The 18,299-nt window shown below is 66.2% G+C and carries 16 protein-coding genes; 8 read left to right on the forward strand and 8 right to left on the reverse strand.

Annotation, left to right across the window (positions count from 1 at the left end; genetic code table 11):
- Positions 1-57: 57 nt before the first annotated feature.
- The 5 genes from AC50X9_RS08110 to mnmA form a co-directional block, all read right to left on the reverse strand.
- Positions 58-1,749, reverse strand: coding sequence for an ABC transporter ATP-binding protein (locus AC50X9_RS08110; RefSeq protein ID WP_494892228.1), 1,692 nt, complete (start codon positions 1,747-1,749; stop codon positions 58-60).
- Complete coding sequence (locus AC50X9_RS08115; protein ID WP_494892230.1) at positions 1,746-2,765, reverse strand: ABC transporter permease; 1,020 nt, start codon at positions 2,763-2,765, stop codon at positions 1,746-1,748. The genes AC50X9_RS08110 and AC50X9_RS08115 overlap by 4 nt, the downstream gene beginning before the upstream one ends.
- A gap of 2 nt (positions 2,766-2,767) precedes the next feature.
- Positions 2,768-3,859, reverse strand: a complete 1,092-nt coding sequence (locus AC50X9_RS08120) for an ABC transporter permease (protein ID WP_494892232.1) — start codon at positions 3,857-3,859, stop codon at positions 2,768-2,770.
- 134 nt (positions 3,860-3,993) lie between these two features.
- Positions 3,994-5,622, reverse strand: coding sequence for an ABC transporter substrate-binding protein (locus AC50X9_RS08125; RefSeq protein WP_494892234.1), 1,629 nt, complete (start codon positions 5,620-5,622; stop codon positions 3,994-3,996).
- 371 nt (positions 5,623-5,993) lie between these two features.
- Complete coding sequence (gene mnmA, locus AC50X9_RS08130; RefSeq protein WP_494892236.1) at positions 5,994-7,172, reverse strand: tRNA 2-thiouridine(34) synthase MnmA; 1,179 nt, start codon at positions 7,170-7,172, stop codon at positions 5,994-5,996.
- A gap of 220 nt (positions 7,173-7,392) precedes the next feature.
- Here mnmA and AC50X9_RS08135 point away from each other — a divergent pair, with 220 nt between their 5' ends.
- On the forward strand, positions 7,393-8,637 hold the full coding sequence (locus AC50X9_RS08135; RefSeq protein ID WP_494892482.1) for an NAD(P)/FAD-dependent oxidoreductase: 1,245 nt from the start codon (positions 7,393-7,395) through the stop codon (positions 8,635-8,637).
- Between the two features lie 55 nt (positions 8,638-8,692).
- On the opposite strand, the gene AC50X9_RS08140 is transcribed toward AC50X9_RS08135, so the two are convergent.
- Positions 8,693-9,925, reverse strand: a complete 1,233-nt coding sequence (locus tag AC50X9_RS08140; protein WP_494892238.1) for a cysteine desulfurase family protein — start codon at positions 9,923-9,925, stop codon at positions 8,693-8,695.
- 50 nt (positions 9,926-9,975) lie between these two features.
- Here AC50X9_RS08140 and AC50X9_RS08145 point away from each other — a divergent pair, with 50 nt between their 5' ends.
- Positions 9,976-10,875, forward strand: a complete 900-nt coding sequence (locus AC50X9_RS08145) for a DMT family transporter (RefSeq protein ID WP_494892240.1) — start codon at positions 9,976-9,978, stop codon at positions 10,873-10,875.
- Between the two features lie 2 nt (positions 10,876-10,877).
- Here the strand turns inward: AC50X9_RS08145 and AC50X9_RS08150 are convergent, their stop codons facing one another.
- Positions 10,878-11,639: a helix-turn-helix transcriptional regulator gene (locus AC50X9_RS08150; protein WP_494892242.1), complete on the reverse strand. Its 762-nt coding sequence runs from the start codon at positions 11,637-11,639 to the stop codon at positions 10,878-10,880.
- Between the two features lie 90 nt (positions 11,640-11,729).
- On the opposite strand from AC50X9_RS08150, the gene AC50X9_RS08155 reads away from it, so the two are divergent.
- Both AC50X9_RS08155 and AC50X9_RS08160 read left to right on the forward strand, forming a co-directional pair.
- Entirely contained in the window at positions 11,730-12,143 is a 414-nt protein-coding gene (locus tag AC50X9_RS08155; RefSeq protein ID WP_494892244.1) for a DoxX family membrane protein, read from the forward strand.
- Between the two features lie 539 nt (positions 12,144-12,682).
- Entirely contained in the window at positions 12,683-13,732 is a 1,050-nt protein-coding gene (locus tag AC50X9_RS08160) for a metallophosphoesterase family protein (RefSeq protein ID WP_494892246.1), read from the forward strand.
- 341 nt (positions 13,733-14,073) lie between these two features.
- Here AC50X9_RS08160 and AC50X9_RS08165 read toward each other — a convergent pair whose 3' ends face one another.
- Entirely contained in the window at positions 14,074-14,976 is a 903-nt protein-coding gene (locus tag AC50X9_RS08165; protein ID WP_494892248.1) for a diacylglycerol/lipid kinase family protein, read from the reverse strand.
- Positions 14,977-15,101: 125 nt separating this feature from the next.
- Here AC50X9_RS08165 and AC50X9_RS08170 point away from each other — a divergent pair, with 125 nt between their 5' ends.
- The 4 genes from AC50X9_RS08170 (at position 15,102) to AC50X9_RS08185 (ending at position 18,264) form a co-directional block, all read left to right on the forward strand.
- Positions 15,102-16,058: a J domain-containing protein gene (locus AC50X9_RS08170; protein ID WP_494892250.1), complete on the forward strand. Its 957-nt coding sequence runs from the start codon at positions 15,102-15,104 to the stop codon at positions 16,056-16,058.
- A gap of 21 nt (positions 16,059-16,079) precedes the next feature.
- On the forward strand, positions 16,080-16,547 hold the full coding sequence (locus tag AC50X9_RS08175) for a tRNA (cytidine(34)-2'-O)-methyltransferase (protein WP_494892252.1): 468 nt from the start codon (positions 16,080-16,082) through the stop codon (positions 16,545-16,547).
- 231 nt (positions 16,548-16,778) lie between these two features.
- Positions 16,779-17,384 (forward strand): ECF RNA polymerase sigma factor SigK, encoded by a 606-nt coding sequence (sigK, locus tag AC50X9_RS08180; RefSeq protein ID WP_494892254.1) that lies wholly within the window; start codon positions 16,779-16,781, stop codon positions 17,382-17,384.
- 10 nt (positions 17,385-17,394) lie between these two features.
- Positions 17,395-18,264, forward strand: a complete 870-nt coding sequence (locus AC50X9_RS08185) for an anti-sigma factor (protein ID WP_494892256.1) — start codon at positions 17,395-17,397, stop codon at positions 18,262-18,264.
- The last annotated feature ends 35 nt before the right edge of the window (positions 18,265-18,299 follow it).

Below are 18,299 nucleotides of genomic sequence, written 5' to 3' on the forward strand. Positions count from 1 at the left end.
ATGCCCACCGTTCCAGCTGAACGGTGGGCATGTCCTTACGTGTGCGCCCAAACAAGGCTAGCCGTGGAGCACGTCGCGGAAGGCCTCGCGGCGCCGGGCCTGCTCGTCCGGATCCGGGACCGGCAGGGAGGCAATCAGCTTCTTGGTGTAGGCGTGCTGCGGGTTGCCCATCACCTGGTTCCCGAGCCCCTGTTCGACCATTTTGCCCTTGTAAAGCACCCCGACCCAGGGCGAGAGGATGTCCACCACGGCGAGGTCGTGGCTGATGAACAGCGCCGCGAACCCGAACTCGCGCTGGATTTCCTTGAAGAGCTCCAGCACCACGGCCTGCACGGACACATCCAGCGCCGACGTCGGCTCATCAGCGATGAGCAGCTTCGGGTTCAGGATGAGCGCCCGCGCCAGGGAGGCGCGCTGCCGCTGGCCGCCGGAGAGCTCGTGCGGGAACCTGTCGGCGTACGACGCCGGCAGCTGCACTGACTCGAGCAGCTCGCCAACGCGCTTGCGCGCCTCCGCCGGGGTCGGGTTGCCGTGGATGATGAGCGGTTCGGCGACGCAGTCGCCGATGGTCAGCTGCGGGTTGAAGGATGCAGCCGGGTCCTGGAACACGAAGCCGATCTCCTTGCGGAGCGGCTTGAAGGTGCGCTCCTTGAAGTTCAGCATTTCGTAGCCCAGTACCTTGAGGCTGCCGCCCGTGGTCCGGTTGAGGCCGGCGATGGCCCGGCCGATGGTGGTCTTGCCGGAACCAGACTCCCCCACGAGTCCGAAGACTTCGCCTTCGGACACCGTGAAACTCACACCGTCGACCGCCTTGAAGGCCGGAGTGCCCAGCCTTCCCGGATACTCAATGGTCAGGTTCTTGGCCTCGACCAGCACTTTCCCGCCCTGATGGGCGCGCTCCGTCATACCTTCGGACGCGGAGTTGCGGCCCAGGTGCGGGACGGCGGCGAGAAGTTTCTTCGTGTACTCCTCCCGGGGCTGGGCGAACAGGACCCGTGCGGGAGCTTCCTCCACGACGTCGCCCTGGTACATGACCACCACTCGGTCGGCGAGGTCGGCGACAACGCCCATGTTGTGCGTGATCAGCACGATGGAGGTACCGAATTTGTCCCGCAGGTCGCGCAGCAGCTCCAGGATTTCCGCCTGGACAGTGACGTCCAGGGCGGTGGTCGGCTCGTCGGCCACGATCAGACCCGGGTTCAGGGCCAGCGCGGCGGCAATGACGACGCGCTGTTTCTGGCCGCCCGAGAACTGGTGCGGGTAGTAGTTGACCCGGGTATCCGGGTCCGGGATACCCACTTTCCGGAGGGCTTCGATGGCCCGCGCCTTGGCTTCCTTGGCCGAGATCTTCTTGCCGCTGCCGGTGTCCGCATGCGCCCGAATGCCCTCGGCGATCTGCCAGCCGACGGTGTAGACGGGGTTGAGTGCCGTGGACGGTTCCTGGAAGACCATGGCGACGTCGCGGCCGCGGATCTGCCGCAGTTTGGCCGCGCTGACGCTGATGACGTTGTTGCCGTTGATCAGGACCGCGCCCTGGCTGGTTGCCGTTTCCGGCAGCAGGCCCAGGATGGTCTTGGCCGTCACGGTCTTGCCGGATCCGGATTCGCCAACGATGGCGACAACCTCGCCGGGATTGACTTCGAGGCTGACGTCCTTGACGGCGTAGACATCGCCGGCATCGGTCGCGAACGTGACCTTGAGGTTCTCGATGTCCAGAACGGGGCCGGGCCGGTCGATGTTCGTGGTCATAGCACTCTCGATTCTGCTTCAAGGGCGGCCTGCGCGCCGGCGGTGGAGTCCGGGCCTCCGGCGGGCGTCTTGCCGCCGGACTTCCTGCGGCCCCTGAGCCGTGGATCGTTGAGGTCGTTGATGCTCTCACCAACGAGGGTCAGCCCAAGCACGGTCAGGACGATGGCCGTACCGGGGAAGATACCCGTCCACCAGATGCCGGATGATGCGTCGTTGATGGCCTTGCTGAGGTCGAAGCCCCACTCCGCGGCGGAGGACGGTTCGATGCCGAACCCCAGGAACCCCAGGGCCGCCAGGGTCAGGATCGCCTCGGAGGCGTTCAGCGTGAAAATCAGCGGCAGCGTGCGGGTTGCGTTCTTGAAGATGTGTCGGCCCATGATGCGGACGCTTGAAGCGCCCACCACCTTGGCTGATTCGACATAGGGCTCGGCCTTCAGCCGGATGGTCTCGGCACGGATCACCCGGAAGTATTGCGGGACGAACACCACCGAGATGGCGATGGAGCAGGAAACAATTCCTCCCCAGAAACTGGACTGGCCGTGGCTGATGACGATTGACACCACGATGGCCAGGAGAAGCGACGGGAAAGCGTAGATCGCATCGGCGATCACCACCAGCACCCGGTCAAGCCAGCCGCCGAAGTAGCCACTGACGAGACCCAGGGCTACACCGAGGAATATCGACATGGCCACGGCGACGATGATGACCAACGCGGCCGCCTGGGCACCCCAAATCACGCGGGAAAAGACGTCGTACCCACTCACGGTGGTGCCCCAGATATGGGCTGCGCTGGGGGGCTCTTGGGCCGGGAATGTGCCGGACGCATCGCTGATTTGAGCGAAGCCGTACGGAGCGATCACCGGCGCCAACACTGCCGTCAGCAGGAAGATAACGGTCAGCACGAGGCCGGTGACGAGCATGCCGCGCTGCAGCCCGACGCTCGTCCGGAAATGCGAGATCACCGGCAGCCGGTAGATGAGGGGCTGCTTGCGTCCGCTTACTGTGGTTGCATTCATGGCTAGTACCTCACTCGCGGGTCGATCAGAGCTGCGGCTACGTCCACGATGAAGTTCGTGACGGCAACAATGACCGCCAGCAGCACAACAATGCCCTGGACGGCGACGAAGTCGCGGGCGTTCAGGTATTGCACCAACTGGTAGCCGAGGCCCTTCCACTCAAACGTGGACTCCGTGAGGACGGCTCCGCCCAGTAGGAGGGCAATCTGGAGTCCCATGACGGTGATGATCGGAATCAGGGCAGGCTTATAGGCGTGCTTGGTCACAAGCCGGAAATTGCTGACGCCTCGGGACCTTCCGGCCTCGACATAGTCCTTGCCCAGGGTGCCGATGACGTTGGTCCGGACCAGCCGGAGAAACACCCCGGCCGTCAGCAGCCCCAGGGTTAGTGCGGGCAGGATCGAATGGGCCACGACGTCGCTGAATGCTGCCATGTTCCCGCTGCGCAGCGCATCGAGCCAGTAGATCCCGGTCGGTGCGGCCAGGCTTCCCATGGCCAGTTCGGTCCTGGTGGAGGCCCGGCCTGCGACGGGAAGCCAGCCGAGCCAGACCGAGAACGTCAGCTTCATCAGCAGACCCGCGAAGAACACCGGCGTGGCGTAGCAGAGAATAGCAAAGAACCGCAGGACGGCGTCGGGTGCCTTGTCGCGCTTGTAGGCGGAGATGAGCCCGAGCGGGATGCCGACCAACAGCGCCACGATGAGGGCATTGATGGCCAGTTCCAGCGTTGCCACACCAAAGGTCATGACCATTTGGACGACGGGTCGCCGGTCGGTGATGGTGGTGCCGAAGTTCCCGGTCGCCAACTGGCCAACGTATTCAAAGTACTGCACGAGGATCGGCCGGTCGTAGCCGGCCTCGTGGATGCGCTGTGCCAGCACCTCGGGCGGGAGCCGGCCGCCCTGGGCGGCCGTGATGGGGTCGCCAATGACCCGCATAAGGAAGAAGACCATAGTCACGAGAATGATAACGGTCGGAATGATCAGGAAGAACCGGATCAGGAGGTAGGTCCCCAAACCCCCACCCGAGGATTTTTTCTTGGACGGAAGGAGTCCGTCGGCGTCGCTTGGCGGCGCCTCTATCAGTGTTGTCATTACTACCTAGAATTCTGCTTTCGCGGCCATGGGCCGGCCCCGTGAACTGCTACGTGCTGCAAATGACCAGGGAAGGCGGGGCGCGATGAGAACGCCCCGCCTCCCAGGCTGGTCAGAACCGCAGGAATGCAGCCTTACTTGGAGACAGTTCCCAAACGGAACTTAAAGGAAGCATCGAGGGTTGTGTCGACACCCTTGACACTGCTGCCGGAAATTGCAACCTGTGCGCCCTGGAGCAGCGGAAGCGTGGAGATATCCTTGGCCAGGGCATTCTGGGCATCCTTGATCGCGGATTCGCGTGCGCTCTTGTCCACGGTGGTGAGCTGCTTGTTGATCAGGTCCGTGACCGTGGGGTTGTTGTAGTGGTTCTTCAGGAAGCCGCCGTCCGGGAAGAACGGGGTCAGGTAGTTGTCGGCGTCGCTGAAGTCCGGGAACCAGCCAAACTGGAACAGCGGGTACTCATCGGCACGGCTTGCCTTGCTGTAGGTGACCCATTCCGTGGACTGCAGGTTGACCTTGAACAGGCCAGACTTCTCCAGCTGGTCCTTGACCATGGCGTATTCGTCGCCCGAGGACTTGCCGTAGTGGTCCGGGTTGTACTGCAAGTTCAGGGACACCGGGGCGGTGATGCCGGCATCGGCCATGACCTTCTTGGCCTTGTCCAGGCTGGGCTTGCCGCCGTCGCCGTAAGCGTCCTTGAACGATTCGTTGGCGCCGAGGAAGCCGCTGGGGACGTTGGAGTACAGGGGCAGGTAAGTGCCCTTGTAGACCTGGTCCGCGATCGCCTGGCGGTCCACGAGGTTGGCGATGGCCTGGCGGACTGCCAGAGCCTTGGCCGGAGCCGCGTCCGGGGCCTTCGCGCCGAACGGCATGGTGTCAAAGTTGAACGTGATGTAGCGGATTTCGCCGCCCGGGCCGACGTTCACCTTGACCTTGGAGTCCTTCTTCAGGTCATCGATGTCGGTGGCGCTCAAGCTGCGGTTGGCCACGTCAATGTTGCCCTGCTGGATATCCAGCTTCATGTTGGTGGGATCCGCGTAGTACTTGATCGTGGCACCATCGTTGGCCGGCTTGCCCAGCACGCCCTTGTAGTCGGGCCACGCTTTGAAGCTGATCAGCTCGTTCTTCTTGTACGTTTCGATCGTGTACTGGCCATAGAAGGCCTTCGCCTTGGCGATCGAGTCGTCGTCGAGCAGCTTGTCGGCCGGGAAGACTTCGTCGTCCACGATCGGCGCGGCAGGGCTGCTTAGGATCTGGGCGAAGGTCTGGTCATTGGCCAGCTTCAGCTTGAACACGACCGTGTTTGCATCCGGGGCGGCGACGCTGTCCACGTTGGCCAGCAGGCTAGCCGGCCCGGCGGGATCGTTGATCTTCGTCTGCCGGTCAAAGGAGAACTTGACGTCCTTGGAGTCCAGGGTGTGGCCGTTGGCCCACTTAAGTCCGGACTTGAGCTTGACCGTGTATTCGGTGGGCGTCGTGAAGGAGCTGGACTCGGCCAGGTCCGGCACGGGATCGGCGCTGCCCGGCTTCGAGTTGAGCAGGAAGGAGTAGATCTGGTTCATCACCATGAAGGAACCGTTGTCGTACGCGCCCGCGGGATCCAGGGCCGTGACCTTGTCCGTAGTGCCGTAAGCGATCGGGCCCGTGGCCGCGGCCGTTGACCCGCCACCGCCACCGGACGGGCCGGTGCACGCGGTCAGCGCAAAGGCGGATACCCCGACGAGCGCGATGGCGCTCTGAAGGGCCTTTTTGTTCATTGCCATCTGTGAACTTTCTGTTCGATGAGTCCCCGTGCGCAGCCCGTCATTCCTGATGTGACCCGACGGGCGACACGCTGTCCTGATGCCTCGATTCAATCAGACGGCCACCAAGGTGAATCGTTACATCATGTGAGATGAGACACAAAATTTACACGAACGGCCTGAACTCATCATTATCTTCAGGCAACCCGCCGGAATCCGGCAGGCTGCCGGGCGCCAGCGAAGCCAGCGTCAGTGGCCCGAGCCTCGACGCCAACACAAAAAACCACCGCAGCACCGGTCCGCGGCTTTGTCCCGGCGGCATCGAAAAAGCCGCGCACCAGCGGTGCGCGGCTTTGTCCCGGCGGCCGGAATGGCCCCGGAAATCGGGACGCCTAGAGTGCGGCCCGCTGCAGTGAACGCGCTGTGTCTATGGTGGCCTGGCCCAGCACCCGGCTGCCCTGGTACAGCACCACGGTCTGCCCCGGGGCGACGCCGCGCAGCGGCTCCGTCAGGGTCACCACGAGGTTGCCGTGCCCGCCGGCGCCAGTACTGCCGCCGTCGCTGTTGTGTGCAGCGCCAGGGCCTTCCGTGCCGGCGCGCTCCATCCGCGCCGTGGCGGGCACGGGGTCGCCGTGGGCGCGGACCTGGGCGTAGCAGTCGAATTCCTTGCCGGTCTGCACCTCGGCAATCGGCAGACCGGCCCAGGACACCTTGATGCCGCGGATTTCATCGATGGCCAGCAGCTCCTCCGGGCCCACCACCACCTTGTTCTCCTTCGGCCGGATCTCCAGCACAAAGCGCGGCTTGCCGTCGGCGGCCGGCGTGCCAAGCTTCAGGCCGCGGCGCTGGCCCACCGTGAACGCATTGGCGCCGGGGTGCTCGCCGACCTTTGAGCCGGACTCGTCGACGATGTCCCCCGTGGTCATCTCGATCTTCTCGGCCAGCCAGCCGGCCGTGTCGCCGTCCGGGATAAAGCAGATGTCATGGCTGTCCGGCTTGTTGGCAACGGAGAGCCCGCGGCGTTCGGCCTCGGCGCGGACCTCGGCCTTGGACGGGGTGTCGGCGAGCGGGAACATCGAGTGCTTCAGCTGTTCGTGGGTGAGCACGCCGAGAACGTAGCTCTGGTCCTTGGCCCAGTCCGCGGCGCGGTGCAGTTCCGGGTTGCCGTCGGCGTCGTTGATCACCTTGGCGTAGTGGCCGGTGCAGACTGCGTCGAATCCGAGGGCGATCGCCTTTTCCAGCAGCGCGGCGAACTTGATCCGCTCGTTGCAGCGCATGCAGGGGTTGGGCGTGCGTCCCGCGGCGTATTCGTCGATGAAGTCCTGGACCACATCCTCCTTGAAGCGCTCCGAGAAGTCCCACACGTAGTACGGAATTCCGAGCACGTCACAGGCCCGCCAGGCGTCTCGGGAGTCCTCGATGGTGCAGCAGCCGCGACTGCCGGTGCGCAGGGTCCCGGGCATCCGGGACAGCGCGAGGTGGACCCCGACGACGTCGTGCCCCGCCTCGACGGCGCGGGCTGCGGCAACGGCGGAATCGACGCCGCCGCTCATGGCTGCAAGAACTCGCATACTGACTTTCGTTGGGGTTCGGGGGTGGTGCCGGCACTGGCGGCCGCTGGCCGCAGTAATAGCGCAATGCCTGCCGCACCATCCTATCGCCACGCCGATTCCTCCCCAAAAGACCTTGACCGCACCATCCGCGGGCTTCTAAAGTCAAATGCAATGGTTTTAGATTCATCCCGTGACATGCGGCACCGGAGCGCCGGCGGCCGCAGGAATCGAGTACATCATGGCCACCGGAAACATTGTCATCGTGGGCGGCGGGCTCGCCGGCGCGACCGCCGCAAAGTCCGTCCGTGCGCAGGGGCATGGCGGGCCGGTGATCCTGCTGGCAGCGGAGCAGCACCATCCGTACCTGCGCCCGCCGCTGTCCAAGGAATACCTGCTGGGCAAGGCCGAGGACGAAGCACTGCCCGTGGCTCCGGCGGACTGGTACGCGGAGAACGACGTCGACCTGCGGCTCGGAACCTCCGTCGCGGGGATTGATCCGGCTGCCCGGACCGTGGCCGTCGGGGACGGCCAGACGCTGGAGTACGCCTCGCTGTTGCTGGCCACCGGCGCACGTCCTCGGCGCCTTCCGCTGCCGGGAAGCGACCTGGAAGGCGTCGGCACCTTCCGCACGGTGGACGACTGCCGGCGGCTTCGCGTTGGCCTGGCCGAGGGCGGCCGGAACGTCGTGATGATCGGCTCGGGCTGGATCGGGATGGAACTGGCCGCGGCGGCGAGTGCGTATGGGAACTCCGTCACCCTGCTGGGGCTGGAGAAGGTGCCGCTGGCCGCTGCGGTCGGGCCCGAACTGGGCGGCTTCTTCCGTTCGCTGCACGAGTCGAACGGCGTCCGGTTCCGGCTTCCCGCCTCGGCCGCCGGGATCCTGGGGCAGTCGGGCCGGGTCAGCGGTGTGGAAACGGATTCCGGTGAGGTTCTTCCCGCGGATCTGGTGATCATCGCCGTGGGTGTGGTCCCCGAGGTGTCGCTGGCGGAAGCAGCGGGTCTTGCCCTGCGGAACGGCATCCTCACCGACGCCTCGCTGCGGACCTCCGCGCCCGGAATCTACGCGGCCGGGGACGTCGCGAATGCGCTCCATCCGTTCACCGGGGAGCACCACCGCAGCGAGCACTGGTCCAACGCCCTCAACGGCGGCAAGGTCGCGGGCCGCGCGATGCTTGGCCTGGACGCCGCGCTGGACACGATTCCCTACTTCTACACCGACCAGTTTGATGTCAGCATGGAGTACTCCGGATTCCCGACGCTCGTCGACGGGCCGCCCACGCTCCGCGGCTCCCTCGAGGGAAGGGAATTCCTCGCCTTTTGGCAGCGCGATGGGCGGGTGGTCGCGGGAATGAGCGTGAACTGGCCGCGCGCCGGCAAGCCCCAGAAGAACATCAAGCAACTCATTTCAGCGAAATCCGCTGTCGATCCTCGGGCGCTCGCCGATCCGGCCATCCCGCTGGATCAGCTCGTGCCGGCCGCGTAGCTGTTGCCCTGGACCGTTCCTGCGGCATGGCACGCGCCCGCCGCCTGGCCCGTGCCTAGCTTGTGCCGGCGGCGGAGTGGCGGGCGAGAGTTCCGGCGGTCTGGATGCTGGACTCGTGGCCGGCCATCCCGGCCTGGCGCGCCCGGCTGTACGCGCCGGGCAGGGCAGCCAGGAGTGCATCGACGTCCGCTTCGGTGGAGGCATGCCCCAGGCTGAACCGCTGGGCGCCCCGGGCCGTGTCCTCGTCCAGCCCCATCGCCAGCAGCACATGGGAGGGCCTGGGAACTCCCGCCGTGCAGGCTGAACCGGTGGAGGATTCCACCCCGGCCAGATCCAGCAGGAAAAGCAGCGAATCTCCTTCGCAGCCAGGGAAGGTGAAGTGCGCGTTGCCCGGCAGCCGGCCGGCGCCGGGAGCCCCGCGCAGCACGGCGTCCGGCACCGCGGCCAGCACGCCGTCGATCAGCCGGTCCCGGAGGGCCGTGATCCGCGCTGCCTCCTCCGGAAGTTTGGCCGCGACGGCTTCGGCCGCGGCGGCAAACGCGGCAATGGAGGCGGTGTCAAGGGTCCCGGAGCGGACGTCCCGTTCCTGCCCGCCGCCGTGCTGGACCGGGGTCAGTTTCACGGCGCGGCCCAGCAGCAGGGCCCCGACGCCGACGGGGCCGCCGATCTTGTGCCCGGAGATGGACATGGCATCGAGCCCGCTGGCGCGGAAATCCACGGGCAGCGAGCCGAACGCCTGGACGGCGTCGGAATGGACGGGAACGCCCGCCCGGTGGGCCAGTTCGACGATCTCCGCAATGGGCTGGATGGTGCCGACTTCGTTATTCGCCCACATCACCGTGACGAGGGCGATCGACGCCGGGTCCCGGGCGAGCTCCGCCTCCAGCACCGCCAGGTCCAGCACACCATCGGCTCCCACCGGCAGCCAGCTGACCTCGGCGCCCTCGTGCCGCGCCAGCCATTCGACGGTGTCCAGCACGGCGTGGTGCTCGACGGCGGAACACAGGATGCGCGTGCGGGCCGGGTTCTCCGCCCGCCGGGCCCAGTACAGGCCCTTGACCGCGAGGTTGTCCGCCTCGGTCCCGCCCGAGGTGAAGATGACTTCGGAGGGGTGTGCCCCGGCGGCGGCGGCCAGCGCCTCGCGGCCGTCCTCGACGGCGCGCCGGGCGCTGCGCCCCGATCCGTGCAGCGACGAGGGATTGCCGGTGCGGGCCAGCTCGCGGGTCAGCGCAGCCAGCGCCTCGGGGGCAAGGGTGGTGGTGGCGGCATGGTCAAGGTATACGGGCACGGGACAATTCTACCTGCGGGCCCGGAGCGGCACTGGTGTAGATTCGAGCGGTGAAAGCGCCCTTGTACCTGGTCCTGGCCACCCTCTTCTGGTCCGGCAATTTCGTCGTCGGCCGGGCCGCTGTCGCTTCGATGTCCCCGCTGGACCTGACCTACTGGCGCTGGACCTTCGCGGCCGTGCCGCTGCTGCTGCTGGCCCACTTCGTTGAAAAGCCGGACTGGCGGGCCGTGCTCCGCCGCTGGCCGGCGCTCCTGCTGCTGAGCGCGCTGGGCATGAGCGCCTACACCCTCCTGCTGTACGCCGCGCTCGGCCACACCTCCGCCGTCAACGCATCCCTGATCACTGCGGCCAACCCTGCCCTGATCGTTGTGATGGCCATCGTCCTGCTCGGTGAGAAGACCACACGCCTGGGCTGGCTCGGCATCTGCTTTGGCCTGGTCGGGGTGTTGCTGGTCCTGACCCGGGGCGAACTGCAGCGTATTTTCAGCCTTTCGATTAACACCGGTGAACTCATCATGATCGGCGCGATCGTTGTCTGGGGCTGTTACACGATCATTGCCCGCAAACTGGATGTTCCTGCCATCGCGGCCACCGCCATGCAGGTGGTGATAGCGTCGGTGACACTGACGCCGTTCGCGCTCGCCCTGAATGTGCGGCTGCCGGAGACGCAGGCCGAGGGCTGGTCGCTGGCGTACATCGTGGTCTTCCCCTCCCTCGGCGCGTACCTGTTCTGGAACCTGGCCCTCAAGACCACCCCACCGGGAACCGCCGGGAACTACCTGAACCTGATTGCAGTGTTCACGGCGATCATCACGGTGGTCCTGGGGACGCCGCTCACCACCGCCCAGATCCTCGGTGGCGTCCTGGTGATCGCGGGCGTGCTGCTGACCGGGATGAAACGGCGGGCCAACCGTCCGGTGGCGGCAGCAGCCTCAAGCCCGGGCGCTTAGGATCAAGGCGTCCGGGCTGCGGGCTGCTGGCCCGGTCTGATCCGGGCGCAGCACTGCGCCGGCAGCGCGGCCCCCTGCGTGCGGAGGTCCTCGATCGCGAGCGCCTGGACCCGGTCCGGATCAATACCGCAGCCTGCCGCGGCCCCGGCCAGAAAGGCACCGTTCATGGCGCAGACAACTTCCGTGTGGCCCGCGGCGATCCGGTGGAACGGGCAATTGAGCAGCACCAGACCACCCTCGGCGTCACGCTCCGGACGGTAGCCCTCCGCCGTGAGGAAGTCCGCGAATCTGTCGCCGGCGGCTGCTTCCCGGGCATCGGCCGGGTCCGCCGCCTCGCCCGCGGACCGCGCCGCCGATTGTCCCCGGGCAAAGGCGGTCCGTTCAAGCGCGTCGCGGGCGGACCCGCCGTCGGCCGTTGACACCTCGATGGCGGCGACCAGCAACTCGGCGGCGAGGTCGTAGTTCCGTTCAGGCACCGATGCGGTGACCTCCCGGACGGCGGCCACGTACAGCTTGGCCGGGCGGCCGGAACCCGGCCCTACCCTGTCACCGAGTTTCCGGAATTCCACGGCCAGGAGGCCGTCCTGCACGAGCCGGTCCAGCTGGAAGGACGCGGTGCTCCGGGGCAGGCCGATCGCCCCGGCGGCGTCGTCGCGGCTGACCGCGCGCCCGGAGGATGAGACAAAGGCGAACAACCCGCGGCGGGTTTCATCCCCCAGTGAGGCGACGGCAGCGATCCTGCGGTTCCAAGGGGTTCGCGTCATAAAATCAGCCTAACTCTAAAAACAAGATCCGTTGCTTAACTACTCCGGCCATTCTAAAATGAAGTTATCCACTTTTAGAAGGAGTAACTCATGAATTCCTCTGCAGCCCTCGTTACCCCAGCCGGGACCCGCGCCCCGGCCTACCAGCGGCAGGCGTTCCTCCTGCTGCGGACCGTCTTCACCGTCGCACCCGTGGTGTTCGGCCTCGACAAGTTCACCAACCTGCTGACCGACTGGACGATGTACCTGGCCCCCGTGGTCACGGACGTTGTGCCGCTGCCGGGACAGACCATCATGTACGTCGTCGGCGTCGTGGAGATCGTCGCCGGACTGGCGGTGGCGCTGAAGCCGCGGTTCGGCTCGCTGCTCGTGGCGGTCTGGCTGCTCGGCATCATCGTCAACCTCATCGTCCTGGGCGGCTTTTTCGACGTGGCCCTGCGCGATTTCGGTCTGCTGGTCGGGGCGCTGGCTCTGAACCGGCTCTCGCTGGCGCACGGGCGCTGAGCCCGACAAGGCCGCCGTCGGTTCGCGGAGTCAGTTGGCGCAGTCAGTCCGATGGTGGAACGACGGTGAGCCGGGCCGCGACGTCGGCCCGCGCCGCCGCGAGGGCGGCGCATCCGGGCAGGACACCGACATGTAGACGGAGGAGCCTGCCCTGCTGAACATCCGCGAGAGACGGCTGTTGTCCGTGCGCCGGCAGGTGCCCCGGCCTCAAGCACCAGCACCTCGACGCGCGGGCCGGGCTGCTCAGGGTCGGCGCCCCAGCGCAGGGTGTCCGTTTTGAGGTACGCCGGCAGGATACTCGGGTCCAGAAACTGGAAGAGCGCCGCTGCTCCGCCGCCGGCTGGAAGCCAGAGGTTTGCACTACGTGCTGGCCGTTCCCATGAACCAAAACATCATCGCCCTCCACCGCCTGGCCGGGCGAGCAATGGCGCGCGGATGAACTCATCGCTTCCCTGCGCGCCAGCAAACGAGCTGCGCGCACAACGTCTCTGGGAGCGGTCACATAGGCATCGCCGCGCGATGCCCTTATCATCTGACGTATGCGTAAACACTTGCTCGCCCTTGGGGTGGCGGCAATTCTCCTGGCCGGCTGCTCGGCCCCTTCAACTCAACCGGCAGTAACGACGGCGGCGCCGGCCGCCACATCAGCATCAGCCATGCCGACGCCTACTACGGCAGCCGGTACTACTCCCCCTCCCCCACCACCGCCATCCGGTGAGTCGTTTGAGTTCGCCGCCACCGGAGATATGAACCCTGAGGGTAATACATCGGCCTCGTCGCACAGCGGTAAGAACGCGGCTAGCATCATCGACGGTCTCAACGACGGTTCGCTGGACAACTTCCTGGCGTTGGGCGATTTCCAGTATGACAAGGGCACCTGTTCCGCGCTCGAGGCTTACGACCAGTTGTGGGGTCCAGCTAAGGCCAAGACGTACTGGACCGCTGGCCCGAATCATGATGTTGAACCCGGCCGGAGTGACGTTGACCGGTACATGGATGGGCAGTGCGTGTCCACGGAGAAGAGCGCGACGAGCTCCGATCTGGGACGGTTCCAGGACGCCCTGGAATGGTATTCGTTCGACAAGGGCAACTGGCATATTCTTGTAGCGCCGTCGGCCACATGGCGTTATAACTCTTCGCGGGCGCAGGCGATGACCTCGGAAATGGATGCCAACCTGAAAGCGGCGAAGGCCGCTGGAAAGCATCTGGCGGTTATCTCCCATGATCCGTATTTCACCAGCAACACTTCGAGCCATACCCGCTTCTCTAAGGCGAGGCCGTGGATTGACGTGTTCTGGGCGAACCGCGTTCGTGTGTTGCTGTCCGGTTCACAGCACAATTATGAGCGGACCTGCCCGATTAACAACAAGGACCAGTGCGTCGCGGACGGGATGCAACAATTTCAGGTGTCCACTGGTGGAATCGGCCTCCGGGAGTTCACCAGCAACCCCTCTTATGTGCAGCGGAGGTTTAGCGACACGTGGGGTCACCTCCGGATGAGCCTCAAAGCTGACGGCTCTTATACGTGGGAATTCCGTCCCGTTTCTGGCGGAATGCAGACTGACAGCGGGTCTCGAAGCCAGGGCTAATTCCTCGGTTCCGATCACCGCCGGTTCGGCATTAACATTGATACCGTTCCTATGCCCGGCGGCGACCACAGGCAGGTTCCGCTCCAAAAAAGGGCACTGTTGTTGGAGACGGGGAACTGATCCGGCTCTCGCTGCCTGAAATCAGGGGGCTGCTCGTCCGGCTCGTCTGGCACCGCAGCACGAGCCGAAACACGTCCTGGAACACTCAACCTGGCGACGAAAACACCAACACCGCGCCCGATATTGTCATTACAAGACCCACGGCCACACCCCATAAACGCGACTGTTGTACTAAGCAACACGAACCGGGCGGATCCGGCCGTCCGCTTCCAGCCCTGTAGCTAGGCCAGGACGCGGACTGCCCCGGGAACCACCTCGATTGTCAGGGGCAGCGGACCGATCCGCTCCCCGTCGGCATAAGCCACGACCTTGTCCGCCGTCAGCTCGACCTTGCGGACCCGCCGGATGTGCACGGCCGGATGCCCGAGGTGGCCTCCGGAAAAGACCTTGGGAAACACTCTCAGCAGGCCCACCCGGGAGAGCGGGTCGACGATGAACAGGTCCAGGTAGCCGTCGTCGAGGACAGCGTCCGGGGTGACCTTCATGCCGCCGCCGATCGATTGGCCGTTGGCGACGGAGATCAGCATCGCACCCTGCCGCCAGCTCTCGCCGTCGGCCGTCACGGTGTAGTTGATCGGCCGGAACGAGGCCAGCTCACGGAGCATGGCCAGAGGGTACCGGGCCTTGCCGTGGGGCCACCGCCAGGCGTTGGCCCGTTCGTTGACGGCCGCGTCGAACCCTGCGGACAGCACACCGGCGAACCAGCAGGACATCCCGCCGGATGAGACCCGTCCGGCGTCGATCAGTTTTCCTCCGGTGGACAGTGCCGCGAGCGCCACCGCGCAGGCCCCGGGGACGTCATGTGCCGGCACGCCGAGCGCACGCGCCATGTCATTTCCAGTCCCGGTGGGGACAATTCCCAGCGGGACGGCACCAACCGGCAGCCCCGATCCGGCGAGCGCATTAACGCCGAGGTGGACCATTCCGTCGCCGCCGACGACGACGAGGGCGTCCACTCCGGACGCTAGCGCCTTGTCCACAGCCCGCGCCAGGGCCCCGTAGCTCTCCTCGCACAGCAGGAGGACCTCGGCACCGGCCGCCCGGAACAGGTCAGCAGCCTCGTTCCCCGCGTGTTGCCCCCGGCCAAAGGACGCCAGCGGATTGACGGCCACGGCGATGATCATGCGCCGAATTATGCCATCCCGTGGGAACGATCCGTGCCGGTGCGCTCGTTGATCCCCTAGCCGGTTAAACTGGCCGGGCCGGACGGCCAGGCCGGGCTGGCACCAACGACGCAAAGGATTCTTGCTTGACGCAGGGCAACAGCTCGCATTACCAGGTCCTCCGGATCCCTGTGACGGCAACGGACAGGGAGATCAAGGTGGCCTACCGCAAGGCCGCCCGCACGGCGCACCCCGACCACGGCGGGGACCCGGCTGCCTTCCGCCGCGTCACGCTCGCCTACGAAACGCTGATCGATGCCAAGAGCCGGGCGGACTACGACCGTTCCTATGGCAGCGGCCGGGGCAGCTTCGGCGGTCCGCCCGCGGACGAGGGGGCCCACTTTGACGCCCCGGCGGCCGGAAGCCATGCCTCCGCCAACGTCCGTCGACCCAATACACCCCGCAATACCGCGGCCGACGCCCCGGTCTTCGTTCCGTCCTTCGAGCAGTACGCGCTGACCGGCGAAGTGCCGCTGATCCCTGAGGACCTGGCCCGGCAGCAGGTTCACGGTCTGCCCCGCAAGCGCGGGATCTTCGGCGCGGAAGCCAGGATCCAGCGGGAAATGCGGACCGTGCAACTCATCAGCCGGCAAATCCTTCCCGCCATCCCGGCCGCCCGGCTCATCAACGGACTGCAGTCCCCGGCCGACAACAGCCATATCGACCATGTGGTCCTCTCCGGCTACCGGATGGCGATCATCGGCTCCATGCTGCTGCCCCCCGGCGCCTATGCCTGGAACGGCAGCGCCCTAACCCACGGCGGCCGGTCAATCGCCCCGCCCCAGCTGGCACACGTGGTGCGCCGGATGCAGGACATCTTCCCGGAACTCAACGTCACCGGTTGGACTGTGGTGCACAGCACCAACGGCAACCTGCATGAACCGGTGATCGACCGGCACCGCCATGCCGGCCCGCACGAGACCGTTCAGGTGGTCAACGCCGCTGGCCTGGCACGCGGCCTCAAGCAGTTCCTGGGTTCCGGTCCGGCGCCCAACACCGTGATCGTTCCCGTGCTGGCCCGGCTGCTGCGCGGAATGCACTAACGCCGTCGTTAGGATGGAACAGTGTTCCGCATCCTCTTCCACACCCCAGAAATTCCCGGCAATACCGGCAACGCCATCCGGCTGGCTGCCATCACGGGCGCTGAGCTGCACCTGGTCAAGCCCCTCGGCTTTGATTTCTCCGACGCCAAGCTGCGCCGGGCCGGGCTCGATTACCACGACCTTGCGGTCGTGACCGTGCACGAGGATCTCGAAGCGGCCTGGGCTGCCCTCGCTCCGGAACGGGTTTTTGCTTTCACCTCCGACGGCGAGGCCTCCTACACTGACATCAGTTACCAGCCCGGGGACGTGCTGCTGTTTGGCCGCGAATCCGTAGGCCTGCCGGAGGAAGTCAAACATGACGCGCACGTCACGTCGCGCGTCCGGCTGCCAATGCTGCCCTCGCTCCGCTCGCTGAACCTTGCCAATGCGGCTTCGATTGCGGTCTACGAGGCCTGGCGCCAGAACGGATTCGCCGGCGCCAAGCTGTAGCCGGCGCAATTTTTCCCGCCGCATCGCCCATCCGTGATCCCTGCTGTCCCGAATCACTGGTGAAGCCCCGTCGAACCAGCGGGCGCCGGGAGCGCGGAAGGGAGCGAGGAGCGTCGGGTGACAACAGTGCAGGTGGACTTTCGTCCCGCCCGGCGGGTTGCGGGCGGCGACTCCTCAGGGGATGGCCTTCCTGACCCGCGATTGATGGCGGGCACCTTATGCTTGAAAGTGATGGAAACTCCCAACGCCCCGAACCCCGAGGCCGCTGCTCCCCCGGGTACTCCGGCCGACGTAAACCGCCGGCTGGGCGCACTGCTGGAACAGATCGCCCGCGGCGACCAGGCTGCCTTCGCAGAGTTCTACGAACTCACGTCACGGCGCGTCTTCGGCATGGCGCGACGCGTGCTGATCGACGTCGAACTCAGTGAGGACACCACCCAGGAGGTCTTCCTCCAGGTCTGGCAGAACGCCTCCAAGTTCAACCCCGACGCCGGCAGCCCGCTCGCCTGGCTGATGACGATCTCGCACCGCAGGGCCGTGGATAAGGTCCGTTCGGCGCAGTCATCCACAGACCGGGAAGCAAAATACGGCGCCAGTAGCCAGGACATCGATCATGATTCCGTTTCTGACGAAGTGGGCAGCCGGCTCGAGGCCGAGGCTGTCGTCCGGTGCCTGGACACGCTGACAGATACCCAAAAGGAGTCCGTGCGGCTCGCCTACTACGGCGGCCTCACCTACCGGGAAGTCGCAGAGAAGCTCAATACTGCAGTGCCCACCATCAAGTCCCGCATCCGCGACGGACTGATCCGACTGAAGACCTGTCTGGGGGTGAGTTGAGATGACCGACATGAACGCACAGCACCATGGCCGCGTCCCCGGCGGCTTTGCAGCCGATATCGCCACCGATCTTGCGTCGGGCCGTGCGGCTGACCTCGCCGAGGTGTACGCCCTGGACGCCGTGGACGACGCCGAACGTGCCGCCATCGAGGCCCACCTCGCCGCCGCCCCGCCGGCAGAACTCGCCGACTTCAACGACCGGGTCCGCCAGGCCAGGGAAACCCTCGCCACCAGCTTCACCGTTGAAGAGGAACCCCCGGCAGGCCTGCTCGACCGGATCATGGCCTCCCTGCCCGCGCAGAACTTCGGGGCGCAGCCGGGACAGGAGCCGCCGGCGGTTCCTCCGGTCGTGGCCCGGCCGGTCCGGGAGGCCTCCGGTCTCCCCGTCAGCGACGAGCTCGGCGCCGCCCGCAAGCGCCGCGACGAACGACGCCGGCCGCAGGGAATGCGTAACTGGCTGGTTGGAGTCGCCGCTGCCGCCGTTATCGCCCTGGGCGGCGTCGGCGTCGGCGCCTACGTGGCAAACCAGAACGACCCGCTGAACCAGGTGCTGCAGGCCGGCGACGTGCGGCAGGCGACGGTTAACGTCACCGGCGGCGGCACGGCCACCGTGTCCCTGTCGACCTCAAAGGACGCGATCGTCGTCAAGATGAACGACGTCCCGGCTCCGCCGCCGGGCAAGGTCTATCAGATGTGGCTGATCCCCAAGGACGGCTCGGCCCCGGTGTCCCAGGGTTTGATGGACGCGGAAGCACTGTCCAAGCCGGCCGTCGTCAAGGGCGTCCATATTGCAGCAGCCCTGGGCATCACGGTGGAACCGACCGGTGGATCACCTGCTCCGACCACGCCGACCGTCGCCGAGGCGCCGCTGGGCGCCTAGCGCCTGGTCCGCGACCGGACACAGCCGCGCGGGCA

The sequence above is a fragment of the Pseudarthrobacter sp. HLT1-3 genome, from assembly GCF_059383535.1.

Coding starts and splice junctions, on each gene's coding strand:
- AC50X9_RS08155 (WP_494892244.1), top strand. CDS start 11,730: ATGAATTCCTCTGCAGCCCTCGTTACCCCAGCCGGGACCCGCGCCCCG.
- AC50X9_RS08160 (WP_494892246.1), top strand. CDS start 12,683: ATGCGTAAACACTTGCTCGCCCTTGGGGTGGCGGCAATTCTCCTGGCC.
- AC50X9_RS08185 (WP_494892256.1), top strand. CDS start 17,395: ATGAACGCACAGCACCATGGCCGCGTCCCCGGCGGCTTTGCAGCCGAT.
- AC50X9_RS08135 (WP_494892482.1), top strand. CDS start 7,393: ATGGCCACCGGAAACATTGTCATCGTGGGCGGCGGGCTCGCCGGCGCG.
- AC50X9_RS08110 (WP_494892228.1), bottom strand. CDS start 1,749: ATGACCACGAACATCGACCGGCCCGGCCCCGTTCTGGACATCGAGAAC.
- mnmA (WP_494892236.1), bottom strand. CDS start 7,172: ATGCGAGTTCTTGCAGCCATGAGCGGCGGCGTCGATTCCGCCGTTGCC.
- AC50X9_RS08120 (WP_494892232.1), bottom strand. CDS start 3,859: ATGACAACACTGATAGAGGCGCCGCCAAGCGACGCCGACGGACTCCTT.
- AC50X9_RS08115 (WP_494892230.1), bottom strand. CDS start 2,765: ATGAATGCAACCACAGTAAGCGGACGCAAGCAGCCCCTCATCTACCGG.
- AC50X9_RS08165 (WP_494892248.1), bottom strand. CDS start 14,976: ATGATCATCGCCGTGGCCGTCAATCCGCTGGCGTCCTTTGGCCGGGGG.
- AC50X9_RS08150 (WP_494892242.1), bottom strand. CDS start 11,639: ATGACGCGAACCCCTTGGAACCGCAGGATCGCTGCCGTCGCCTCACTG.
- AC50X9_RS08125 (WP_494892234.1), bottom strand. CDS start 5,622: ATGGCAATGAACAAAAAGGCCCTTCAGAGCGCCATCGCGCTCGTCGGG.
- sigK (WP_494892254.1), top strand. CDS start 16,779: ATGGAAACTCCCAACGCCCCGAACCCCGAGGCCGCTGCTCCCCCGGGT.